Below are 11849 nucleotides of genomic sequence, written 5' to 3'. Positions count from 1 at the left end.
ACATTTTATAAAGAGAATAAAGCTTACATATAAATATAGAAATTTTATTTCAACTTATATATTTAGTTAATTCCAAGATATGAATTTTAATTAGATACCTTTACAAATTTTCAATATAAATATAGAATATGAATAGATGATTAATATACTAAGGAGGCAATAACTTGAAAGATATAATATACGTAACTGGGCATAAAAACCCAGATTCAGACTCAATTTGTTCAGCTTATGCATATGCTGAATTAAAAAATAAGACAGGCAACCTGCCTGCTATTCCAGTTAGACTTGGAAATGTAAATAGAGAAACTCAATATATACTTGATTATTTTGGAGTAGAAGCTCCACAATTATTAAAAACTGTGAAACTTAAGGTTGAAGATTTAGAATTTGATAGAATAACACCTGTTTCACCAGAAATATCATTAAAAATGGCTTGGAACATAATGAGCAGCAAGAACATAAAAACTCTTCCTGTTGCAGATGAAAATGATCATCTATTAGGAGTTTTAGCTATTTCAAACTTAACTTCTTGCTATATGGATATTTGGGATAATAGAATTTTAGCAAAGAGTAATACTTCTTTTGAAAACATAGTAGATACTTTATCTGCAAAAGAAATATATGTTAATGAAGGAACTAAATCTTTCCCAGGTAAAATAGTAGTTTCTGCTATGAAACCAGAAAGCATGAAGGATCATATTGAAGAAGGCGATATTGCAATAGTTGGAGATAGAGAAGAAGTTCAAAGTGCTTTATTAGACTTAAACATTTCTCTTATGATAATTACAGGATCACATACTCCTACTGCTGAAATAATTGAAAAAGCTAAAGAAGCTAATATAAGTGTAATATCTACACCTCATGATTCATTTACTACATCAAGACTTATAATTCAAAGTATCCCTGTTGGATATGTAATGATAAAGGATAAATTAGTTACTTTCTCAACAGAAGATTTAGTTGATGATGTTAAACCAGTTATGGTTGAAACTAGATTTAGAAGCTATCCTGTTATAGATACAGATGGAAAAGTTATAGGAACTATGTCTAGATATCACTTAATTTCTAACTATAGAAAGAAAATTATTCAAATGGACCATAATGAAAGAAGCCAATCAGTTGATGGACTTGAAGATGCTGATATATTAGAAATTATAGATCACCACAGAGTAGCTGATATTCAAACAGGTGGTCCTCTATACTTTAGAAGTGAACCTATTGGAAGTACTTCTACTATAGTTGGTAAATGCTTCTTTGAACGTGGAATAAGACCTTCAAAACAAGCTGCTGGACTTTTATGTGGTGCAATAATATCTGATACATTATTATTCAGAAGCCCAACTTGTACTCCAGAAGATAAGCAAATTTGCTTAAGACTTGCTGAAATTGCTGGAATCAATGTTGAAGAATTTGCAAAAGAAATGTTTAAAGCAGGTACTTCACTTAAAGGTAAAACTGTTGAAGAAATCTTTAACCAAGACTTTAAACCATTTACTATAGGAGAAACTAAGGTAGGTATTGCCCAAGTTAACACTATGGATATAGAAGGCTTTATGCCACTTAAAAATGACATGTTAAAATACATGGATACTAAGGCAAATGAAGCTGGTTTAGATATGACATTATTGCTTTTAACTGATATATTAAATGAAGGATCTCAAATATTAGTTGCTGGTAATCAACCAGAAATTGCAGAAAAAGCATTTAATGTAACACTAAATGAAAGCACTGCATTCTTAGATGGTGTACTATCAAGAAAGAAACAAGTAGTACCACCAATCACTAGTGCAATTAACAGCTAGTTTTAAATAAAGAATGAAAAATTAAGAATTAAGGAAGTGATTTTCACAAAATCACGATAAAAAAGGCTTTTTTCAAAGCCTTTTTTTAATGAAAGAATTAAAGAATGAAAATAATGAAAGAATTGTGGATGTAATTTATACCAAATTACTACAATAAAAATAAAAAACTCCTTCAGGAGTTTTTACCTTACGTTCTTCATTTTTTCATTTCTTCATTCTTTTATTTTAACTATTTATTCATTCTTTCATTTTTTCATTATTTCATTTATTAACTAATTCTTCATATCAAAAAAACTCCCGTAGGAGTTTTCACATCAATTTTTCATTTTTAATTCTTAATTCTTCATTAAAATTGCAAAGCAATTTTCAACTATCTTCTCAAATTATTAACCATTCCCCACATTTCATCTGCAGTTGTTATTCCTCTTGAGCTTAATTGAAATGCTCTTTGAGTTAATATCATATCTGCAAATTCAGTAGCCATATCTACATTTGATCCTTCAAGCATGCCTTGAAGCATTTCAAAATCTGTACTTCTATTTACTTGTACACCAGGTGCTGGAGAGTATAAATTTTCTCCTACTGATACAAATGCTCTATCTCCTACTGCAGTATATAATGGTATTTCTCCTACATGATTAAAGGTATCACCATTCTTTAAGAATATTTGTCCTTTTTTATCTACCATAAAGTTATTCTTATTAAATGTAACATTATTTTCTGAGAATCCATTTAAATAATTAATTTCTACCTTATATCCTCTATTATCTACTAATCTTCCATTAGCATCTATAGCAAAAGCACCATCTCTAGTATATAACTCATTACCATCTTCAGTAATAATCTTAAAATATCCTACTCCATCTATTGATAAATCAGTGCTAAGTAATGTTTCTTGAAGCATTCCTTGACTATTATCTCTATACCATTCAGATGTCTTAGTTCCTGTTCCTATGATAGAATCTTTATTATTTAAAGGATTACCTAATGCATCTAATGATTCTGAAAGTAAATCTTTAAACCCAACTTCTAATTTTTTATAACCTAATGTACTTGAATTAGCTAAATTATTAGATATTGCATCTAACTTATCTTGATTAGCATTCATTCCAGTTTTTGCAGTCCATAAAGTTCTTAACATAATTTACCTCCCATTATCTAATAGATCCTATTTCATTTGCAGCTTTATTTAAAGTATCATCTATAGTTTGAACTATTTTTTGATTAGTTTCAAAACTTCTCATAGTTGTCATCATATTGACCATTTCATTTGTAATATTTACATTTGAACTTTCTAAGGCTCCTTGGGTTACATAAGTTTCAGCATTATATATAGGATTTTCTCCCCTATAATAGTTATCACCAATCTTTTCTAAATTATTGTAATCAGTGAAATCTGCTACAGCTAAAGAATAATTATCTGTATTACCTATATGTAAAGTATTATCTTTACCTAAGACCATATTGTCACTTCCAACAAAAATAGGTTCTAAGGCACCTGTTCCTTTATTAATACCTAAAACTCTATCACCTGTGCTTGTCATTAGATATCCGTTATTACCAACTCTAAAACTTCCATCTCTAGTATATACTACTTCATTTCCTCCAGCAGTTTGTTTTTCTATAGCAAAAAAGCCTCTGCCTTCTATAGCGAAATCTGTTCTCTTATCAGTATTTTTTAATACCCCTTGAGTAAAAGCTGTATCTACAGTATCAATTTCAGCTCCAAGACTTATTGTTCCCAATCTTTGAGTCAGGTTTTTTCCACCTACAACCTTATCCTTATTTTGAATCATAACATCATCAAAGCTTTTAATAGATAAATTATCTCCCTTAAAGCCTGTAGTGTTAGCATTAGTCATATTATTAGTTATGGTAGCTTGTCTATTCTCTAAAGTTACTAAACCAGATACTGCTGTATAAAGACTTCTAATCATTTGCCTCATCCCCTTCAAATAAAACTTTGCATTCATCGTTATAATGCATTCCAAGGCCTCTAGCCTTTTCTTCTATATTAGCATCAGATATTTCCCTACTATAATTTACACCTAGCATTAAAATAACTGTAATAATCATACCTATTCCTATACCCATAAGTATTTTTCTATCGGAAAGGAAATTAAATATATCAACTACCTTTTTAATAAGCTTCTTATTAATAATACCTCCCCCTTACCTATGGATAACTCTTCACAAATTTCATCATCATTTAACCCATTATCTAAGAGCTCTTTAACCCTATTTAATTTACTATTTTCATCTACTTCATTATCCTTTGATTTTTCTGGAAAATTATCATCGATTTCAATATCTAAATTATTCTTTAAGTTAGCGTTTTCTATTTCTAACTTACCTTTACTCTCTTCAATTGAAGTATTACTATTTAATTTCTCCTCATTATATATAATATCGTCCCTTTTATTTGAATTCTTAATAGTATTAATAGATATTTTTAAATCTTCTATCTCCTTTTGCAGTTCTAAAACAGTTTCTGCAAAAGATTTTCTTATTTCTATTATATCTAAATCATAATCCTTTTCTCTACTTTCTTCTCTTTGTAGAATCTTTTCAAAGGAGTTATCTTCTTTCTTAATGGCTTTAAAATTTAAAACAATTAAAATAATACCTATCATTAAAATTAAAATTGGTATCAATTTTATCACTCCTTTAATTAAATATAATTAATTTCCTTCATAACAGTTCTTAAATTTCTAATAGCCCTACTATGGAGCTGACAAACTCTTGATTCAGATACTTCTAATACTTGTCCTATTTCCTTTAAAGTAAACTTTTCATAATAATATAGCTTTAAAATTAACTTATCCTTATCCTTTAACTTTTCGATAGCTTCTGCTAATATTGCAGTTTTTTCTTTATATTCTAAGGATTCTTCAGGAGATATAGCTTCTTTATCTTCTAATGTTTCCATAACAGTAACATCGTCATCATCAGAATAAATTACTGACTCTAAAGATATTATAGACATATAGTTTATATAGTTCTCAACTTGGGAAACCTCTTCTTCTGATACTCCAAGATCTAAAGCTATTTCCTTTAAAGAAGGCTCTCTCATAAGCTTATTTTGTAATCTTTCAATGGCCTCATTATACCTTGCAAGCTTATCCATTGCCCCCTTTGAAATAGGTCTATTTTTTCTTATTTCATCAATCATAGCCCCTTTTATTCTCAAAGTAGCATAAGAGGAAAATTTCATTCCTTTAGTTGGATTATACCTATTTATTGCATCCATAAGCCCAACAATCCCATAGCTAACTAAGTCTTCATATTCAATATATTTTGTTTTTCCAAGCATAATTCTTGATGCCAGATACTTAACCAATGGTATATACTTTTCAACAATCTCTTCCTTATGAATTAGAGGGCTTTGACATTCCATGATTTTTACCTCCTTAAAAACTCCTTATATAAGTTCTCTTTGTTTCCTCATAATTTTAAATACAGTTCTTATAATTTTTTCTCTTGTAGAATTACTAATATTCACAAAGGTTACTCCACAAACAAAGCTTCTATCTTCAGCCTTAGTTATTCTAATAACCTCTCCCTTTACTTCTATCTCTTCATCTTCATATTTTAAACTAGCTACTATAGTATCATTAAGCTTAATAGGATCTTTTATCTTAACTCTCATTCCTCCACCACTTAAGTCTAATATCATAGCATTTTTATATTTTTCTTTTTTTATTACTTCAGCTTTTTTTGAATTTTCTTTAAGTTCAGTTTCTATCTCTTTTTCATTAACATAATTAATTATTTGTACTATATCAACTCTAACATAATCTCTTCTTTGGATCTTAGTAATACTATAAGGTAAGCTTAATCTATAATAAGGCTTTTCCTCTTCAACATATCTACCTAAAACTTTTGATTTATAACCAAATACATTCCCATTACCATCATAAATTATCTGTTGAAGCTCGTCCCCTTCATTTAGAGTTAAGAAAATACCATCATTTATAGGCACTGCAATTAAAAATTCCTCTGCTTTAACATCTTGAATAGTTGATTTATATACATTATTTTCAAATAATATATCTATAACACAATTCATCTCTAGCTTTATATTTGACATATTTACCCCCTATGAAAAAATATTAAATAATTTTTTAAATAACCCTTGTACACCAATTCCTGATTCTTGTTTTTCTTTTCCAACTATTTTTGATGTTATTGCCTCTATACATCTTGAAGCCTCACAATTTGGATATCCTATAATAAAAGGCAATTGCTTTCTTACCGACATAGTTAGTTTTTTATCCTCATAAATATATCCTAAATAATCTATATCTAAAGTTAAAAATCTATTTACTGCTGTTTTAAACTTAGAGAATGTTACTTCTCCTTCTTTTTTATCAAAAACTTTATTTACAACTATACTGGCTTTACTTTTAATTTTAAAATGATTTACTGCCTTTAATAAGCTATATCCATCTGTTAATGATGTTGGCTCTGGAGTAGTAACAAGTATAACCTCATCAGAGCAAGCAATAAATGCTAAAACACTTCTACTAATTCCAGCTCCAGTATCAATAAATATGTAATCAAAACCTTCTAGTGTTTCTATTTTCTTTAGAAATAAATCTCTTTGGTTTTGCTGTAAATCTTCTATATTATTAAGACCGCTTCCTCCTGGTAGAAGATTAACCCCTTCAGGTCCTTCTACTATAACATCATCAATTGATAAGTTTCCACTTATCAAATCTAAAACGTTATTCTTTGGATAAATCCCCATTAATACATCATCATTTCCCATACCTATATCAGCATCAAACACTAAAACTTTTTTACCTTGTTTTGCTAGTCTTATAGCTAAATTTACTACAAAATTGCTTTTACCAACTCCACCTTTACCTGAAGTTATAGTAATAATTTTTGATTTTTTTCTTTCCATATTACTAGTACTGCCATTTGCAAGTCTTCTTAAGCTTTCAGCTTGGTCTAGCATACTGATTCCTCCCCAAGAATAAGTTTTATAATTTCATCTTTACTTGGTACCTTAATATCATCAGGAACGTTTTGTCCAACGGTAATATAAGATATAGGCTTGTTAGACTTCTTTGCTATATTATAAATGCATCCATAAGAAGTAGTTTCATCAAGCTTTGTAATTATTATATCTTCGTAGTTTATTTCTCCATATCCACTTAATATAGCATCAATATCTTTATTCTTAGTTGTTCCACTTATTACCAGGGAAATGTTAGTTGAATTAACTTTTTGTATAAAAGCTCTAAGCTCTGATATCTGCATAGTATTTTTACTACTTCTTCCTGTTGTATCAACTAAAACAACATCACAACTATCTAAAGAACTAATAGCTTCTTCCATTTCTTTTAATGTAATTACTACTTTAAATGGTATATTCATAATTTCAGCATAAGTTTTTAATTGCTCTACAGCACCTATTCTATAAGTATCTATTGTAATTAATCCAACTTTTTTCTTTTCAATAAGAGCAAGTCTACCAGCTAGTTTTGCAATAGTAGTAGTCTTTCCTACTCCTGTTGGCCCGATTAGAACTACTTTTCCTCTTAGATCCTTATTTGATACTTCTATGTCTTTTTTTAATACTTCCTTAAATTCTTCTTTAAATATTTCAATATCTTCATATTTTTCTAAGTTTATTTCTTCTAATAGATTTTCTTCTATATCTATATCTCTTAAAAAATCAACAGCTACTAAAGCTTCTTTTTCTTTATTAGTATTTTTAATAACTTTATTTAATAATTCCTTAATTTCTTTTACTTCATCCTTTAAAGCCTCATCTTTTTTAGTATCTGCCTTTTCTAAACCACTAGGCTTTGCTATTTCAACACTTCTATCTATCTGAGCTTTAACTTCTTCTTTTTCAAAAATACTCTTTATGCTATTTAATGAATCCTTAAAATTATCTACTTCTGAAACTTTCTTACTTTGTTTCTTATCTACTTTGCTATTTTCTAATGCAGCTGTAACTTCTATTAACTTAGGTTTAAAATATCCTTTAATCCCTGATTCTCTTACTTTTCTTTGACTTATAATAATAGCATCCTTACCCAATTCATATCTGATTCTAGTCATAGCTTCATTCATATTTTTTACTAAGTACTTCTTAATAAGCATTATAGTGATACAACTCCTTCTGTTTTTATTTCAACATCATTTGGTATTTCATTTAATGAAATTACCATAACATGTGGAAATACCATTTCTATTAACTTTCTAAAAACAGGTCTTATATTTGGTGATACTAATATAACTGGTTGATTATTATAGAAGTAAACCCTATCTATAGTATCTCTTACACTATTAAAAATCTTAGTTGTTGTATCAGGATCTACTGCTGGGAAAGATCCTTGTATAGATTTCTGTGTATTTGCTGAAACTATTTCTTCAATTTGAGCTGATAAAGTTACAACTGTTATACTCTTATCCTCATCTATAATTGTATTGCAAATAGTTCTAGCTAAGGAGAACCTAACATACTCTGTTAATAATTCTAAATCCTTAGTTAATCTTGAATTATCAGCTAATGATTCCATTATAGTAACCATATCTTTTATTGGAACTTTTTCTCTTAAAAGGTTTTGTAGAACCTTTTGAAGCTCACCTATTGTCATTAAATCTGGTATAAGTTCATCTACTACAGCACTATATTTTTCCTTAGTATTATCAACTATTAATTGAACTTCTTGTCTTCCAAGTAACTCATATGAATGTGCTTTAATAGTCTCAGTTAAATGAGTAACCATAACTGTTGTTGGATCAACTACTGTTAACCCTTTAATTTCAGCCTCTTCCCTTTGATCTTTATTAATCCATACTGCCGGCAAATTAAATGTAGGTTCAACAGTTCTAATGCCTGCTATTTGAGTGTTTTCACCTGATGGATCCATGCATAGCAACATACTTGCCATAAGTTCTGCTGAAGCTATTACAGTTCCTCTTATCTTAATTACATATTCATTAGTCTTTAATTGAAGATTATCTCTTATTCTAATAGGTTGAACTACTATTCCCATTTCAATTGCACATTGTCTTCTAACAGATGCAATTCTTTGAAGTAAATCTCCACCTGTTGATTCATCAGCAAGAGGAATTAAACCATAACCTATTTCTACTTCCATAGGTTCAACAGAAATTAAACTCATAACATTTTCTGGCTCTTTCTTTTCAAGCTCTGTATATTCTTCTTCAACTCTTTGAAGTTCTTGCTCTTGAGTTTTCTGTTCTTCCTTAATTAATAAATATGTAGCAACTCCTCCAGCCACTGCAGCTAGTAAAAATGGGAACATTGGCATTCCAGGTATTAATGCTAAGAAAAACATTACTGCTGATACTATTCCAAGTGCTACTGGGAAAGCAGTAAGTTGCTTACTGAAAGTCTTACCAAAGTTATCGGAACTTCCAGATCTAGTTACTAATATACCTGATGCTGTTGATATTAATAGCGCTGGAACTTGACTTACAAGTCCATCCCCTATAGTTAATCTAGTATATAATTCTCCTGCTTGGAGAAAATCCATACCACTCATAACACCAATAATTATACCTGCAATTATATTAATAATTGTTATAATTATACCTGCTATAGCATCTCCTTTTACGAACTTAGATGCACCATCCATAGATCCATAAAAGTCAGCTTCTGATTGTAGGTCTTCTCTTCTCTTTCTAGCCATAGCTTCATCAATTAAACCTGCATTTAAATCTGCATCTATACTCATTTGTTTTCCTGGCATAGCGTCTAATGTAAATCTAGCTGATACTTCTGATACTCTACCTGCCCCACTAGTAATAACTACGAATTGTATAATAACTATAATTAAGAATATAATTATTCCAACTACATAATTTCCGCCTATAACAAATTCACCAAAGGCTTCAATAATACTTCCTGCATTTCCTTCACTTAATATAAGTCTTGTTGAGGATATATTTAGACCTAGTCTGAATAATGTTGTTACAAGTAAAAGAGTTGGGAATACAGATAACTGTAATACATTTGTGGTAAACATAGTAATCATTAATACTACAGCAGATAAAGTAATATTAAATGCCAGTAATACATCTAATAAGGCCGATGGAAGAGGTACTATTATCATAAGTACAATACCAAGTACTGCGAAGGCTACTATTATATCCGTATTCTTTTTTAAGTTAATTTTATTATTTTCAAGCAAACCTACCCCATCCTTTATTGTCTAGTTCTTCTTATTTCTATTAAGTTTAAATACCATAGCTAAGACTTCTGCTACTGCTTGATACATATCTTGAGGTATATCACTATCTATTTCTACAGAATCATATATGAGCCTTGCTAAAGGTTTATTTTCAATTATAGGTACTTTATACTCTAATGCCTTTTCTTTTATTTTTAACGCAATATTGTCTGCTCCCTTAGCTATAACTTTAGGAGCTTCCATTTTCCCTTCCTCATATTTTATAGCTATTGCTAAATGAGTTGGGTTTGTTATTACAACTGTTGCATCCCCAACAGATTGCATCATTCTCCTTTGGGACATTTCTCTTTGTCTTTGCTTTATCTTAGATTTTATTTGTGGATCCCCTTCCATTTGCTTATACTCTTCTTTTACTTCTTGCTTAGTCATCCTAATTTCCTTTTGAAAAAGAAGAAATTGTACTACATAGTCTACAACAGCAATTACTACTAGTAATATACAAATTTTTACGAAGAGTCCAACTATTAATGATTTAACTTCAACTCCTAATGTTGGAAGATATAAATTTCCAATTTGCATAATTTTATCAAAGTTTGAACTTATATATGAATATGCAATATAAATTACTACACTTATCATTATTAAGTTCTTAATAAGTTCTACAAAGGCTTTTTTAGAAAACATATTCTTAAAACCATTAATTGGATTTAATTTCCCAAAAGAAGGTTTTATTGCATCTTTAACTACTAAAAATCCTGATTGGATTAAGCTAGCAAATACACCTGCTATCATTATGGGAAGAACAACTGGCATTATAGTAATTAACCCTTTACTTATAACTAATAGATTAATACCATTTAAGCTATTTTCAGTTACTTCCATAGTTCCTAAATCACCTAAGAAATATGTTACATTATTTTTTAAAGATGAAACTATAAATCCACTTAATGCTACTATTACTAAAGTTGTAGCAATTAAAGTTATAGCTAGTCCAACATCCTTACTTCTTGGAATCTGTCCTTTTTTTCTAGAATCACTTTTCTTTTTAGGAGTTGCTTCTTCTGTTCTTTCATCTGCTCCTATAAACATAATTAAAGGAACAGTAGTAATTATCTTTCTAAAAATATCTGGCAGGTAACTTATACTACTTATAAATAATTTAATAATTATTGGTAGTGATACACATACAGCTAATATTCCTACAAGCATCTTTACAGGCATTCCAAGAATCATAACATTTATTTGAGGAACTGCCCTTGATACAAGCCCCATAGCTACATCTGTCATTATCATAATCAATACTATTGGTATTGCTATTTTCAAACCTATAGCAAAATAATTTGCTATTATCTCAATAAGAGTACTCATGGTTTCAGCGTGTAAAAGTCCATTTCCCATTGGCAGAGTAATAAAACTTTCCATTAAAGACTTAATTAACATATGATGTCCATCTACAATAAAGAATATAATTAAGGCCACATAGTGAAGCAAGTTTCCTGTTATTGTAGTATTGGCTTTACTATTAGGATCTACTGTATTAACCATACTTAATCCTATATGTACATCTAGTAAACTACCAGCCATAAGTACTACTTCAAAAGCAATATTAGATATTAATCCTAAGATTAGTCCATTTACTATTTCATAAAATATATAAATAATTAAATAATAATTGCTTGTAATTTCATTTAAGCTTCCATAATCTACACCACTTAATAATGCAAAAGAAAAGATTAATGAAAACATGGCTTTAAAAGTTTTAGGTGTTCCATTAGGAAAGAACACATTAGTTATTGCAAAAAATGCTGTTACTCTTAAAAAGATTAAGAATAAAGCTAAAAAATACATAGTATTTATCATTCATCTA

General features: G+C 29.2%; 11 protein-coding genes. 1 reads left to right on the top strand and 10 read right to left on the bottom strand.

The window, feature by feature from the left end:
* The first annotated feature begins 164 nt into the window (after window positions 1–164).
* Window positions 165–1802: a putative manganese-dependent inorganic diphosphatase gene (locus tag E6248_RS02380; protein ID WP_316339222.1), complete on the top strand. Its 1638-nt coding sequence runs from the start codon at window positions 165–167 to the stop codon at window positions 1800–1802.
* A gap of 370 nt (window positions 1803–2172) precedes the next feature.
* Here the strand turns inward: E6248_RS02380 and E6248_RS02375 are convergent, their stop codons facing one another.
* Genes E6248_RS02375 through E6248_RS02330 form a run of 10 tightly spaced genes read right to left on the bottom strand, consistent with a single transcriptional unit; the run spans window position 2173 to window position 11842 of the window.
* Window positions 2173–2943 (bottom strand): flagellar hook-basal body complex protein, encoded by a 771-nt coding sequence (locus E6248_RS02375; RefSeq protein WP_316339221.1) that lies wholly within the window; start codon window positions 2941–2943, stop codon window positions 2173–2175.
* Window positions 2944–2956: 13 nt separating this feature from the next.
* On the bottom strand, window positions 2957–3739 hold the full coding sequence (locus tag E6248_RS02370; protein ID WP_316339220.1) for a flagellar hook-basal body complex protein: 783 nt from the start codon (window positions 3737–3739) through the stop codon (window positions 2957–2959).
* Window positions 3732–3896, bottom strand: a complete 165-nt coding sequence (locus E6248_RS02365; RefSeq protein ID WP_316339219.1) for a hypothetical protein — start codon at window positions 3894–3896, stop codon at window positions 3732–3734. The genes E6248_RS02370 and E6248_RS02365 overlap by 8 nt, the downstream gene beginning before the upstream one ends.
* A 38-nt stretch (window positions 3897–3934) precedes the next feature.
* On the bottom strand, window positions 3935–4465 hold the full coding sequence (locus tag E6248_RS02360) for a hypothetical protein (RefSeq protein WP_316339218.1): 531 nt from the start codon (window positions 4463–4465) through the stop codon (window positions 3935–3937).
* Window positions 4466–4473: 8 nt separating this feature from the next.
* Entirely contained in the window at window positions 4474–5199 is a 726-nt protein-coding gene (locus tag E6248_RS02355) for a FliA/WhiG family RNA polymerase sigma factor (protein ID WP_316339217.1), read from the bottom strand.
* A gap of 24 nt (window positions 5200–5223) precedes the next feature.
* Window positions 5224–5892 carry a PilZ domain-containing protein gene (locus tag E6248_RS02350; RefSeq protein ID WP_316339216.1) on the bottom strand — a complete coding sequence of 223 codons (669 nt, stop codon included), beginning with the start codon at window positions 5890–5892 and terminating at the stop codon, window positions 5224–5226.
* Window positions 5893–5901: 9 nt separating this feature from the next.
* Window positions 5902–6765 carry a MinD/ParA family protein gene (locus E6248_RS02345; protein WP_316339215.1) on the bottom strand — a complete coding sequence of 288 codons (864 nt, stop codon included), beginning with the start codon at window positions 6763–6765 and terminating at the stop codon, window positions 5902–5904.
* A complete protein-coding gene (flhF, locus tag E6248_RS02340; protein WP_316339214.1) occupies window positions 6759–7922 on the bottom strand; it encodes a flagellar biosynthesis protein FlhF in 1164 nt (387 codons plus the stop codon). The genes E6248_RS02345 and flhF overlap by 7 nt, the downstream gene beginning before the upstream one ends.
* On the bottom strand, window positions 7922–9982 hold the full coding sequence (gene flhA, locus E6248_RS02335) for a flagellar biosynthesis protein FlhA (RefSeq protein WP_316339213.1): 2061 nt from the start codon (window positions 9980–9982) through the stop codon (window positions 7922–7924). The genes flhF and flhA overlap by 1 nt, the downstream gene beginning before the upstream one ends.
* 21 nt (window positions 9983–10003) lie before the next feature.
* Window positions 10004–11842 (bottom strand): fused FliR family export protein/FlhB family type III secretion system protein, encoded by a 1839-nt coding sequence (locus tag E6248_RS02330; RefSeq protein WP_316339212.1) that lies wholly within the window; start codon window positions 11840–11842, stop codon window positions 10004–10006.
* Between the last annotated feature and the right edge of the window lie 7 nt (window positions 11843–11849).

Source organism: Clostridium sp. (genome assembly GCF_032552055.1).
In the GTDB taxonomy this organism is placed as follows: domain Bacteria; phylum Bacillota; class Clostridia; order Clostridiales; family Clostridiaceae; genus Clostridium.
This window is presented reverse-complemented; position numbering and strand designations above follow the sequence as displayed.

Excerpts from the sequence above, each read along its gene's own strand:
- E6248_RS02375 (WP_316339221.1), bottom strand. The coding sequence starts at position 2,943 with ATGTTAAGAACTTTATGGACTGCAAAAACTGGAATGAATGCTAATCAA.
- E6248_RS02370 (WP_316339220.1), bottom strand. The coding sequence starts at position 3,739 with ATGATTAGAAGTCTTTATACAGCAGTATCTGGTTTAGTAACTTTAGAG.
- E6248_RS02365 (WP_316339219.1), bottom strand. The coding sequence starts at position 3,896 with ATGGGTATAGGAATAGGTATGATTATTACAGTTATTTTAATGCTAGGT.
- E6248_RS02355 (WP_316339217.1), bottom strand. The coding sequence starts at position 5,199 with ATGGAATGTCAAAGCCCTCTAATTCATAAGGAAGAGATTGTTGAAAAG.
- E6248_RS02350 (WP_316339216.1), bottom strand. The coding sequence starts at position 5,892 with ATGTCAAATATAAAGCTAGAGATGAATTGTGTTATAGATATATTATTT.
- E6248_RS02345 (WP_316339215.1), bottom strand. The coding sequence starts at position 6,765 with ATGCTAGACCAAGCTGAAAGCTTAAGAAGACTTGCAAATGGCAGTACT.
- flhF (WP_316339214.1), bottom strand. The coding sequence starts at position 7,922 with ATGCTTATTAAGAAGTACTTAGTAAAAAATATGAATGAAGCTATGACT.
- E6248_RS02330 (WP_316339212.1), bottom strand. The coding sequence starts at position 11,842 with ATGATAAATACTATGTATTTTTTAGCTTTATTCTTAATCTTTTTAAGA.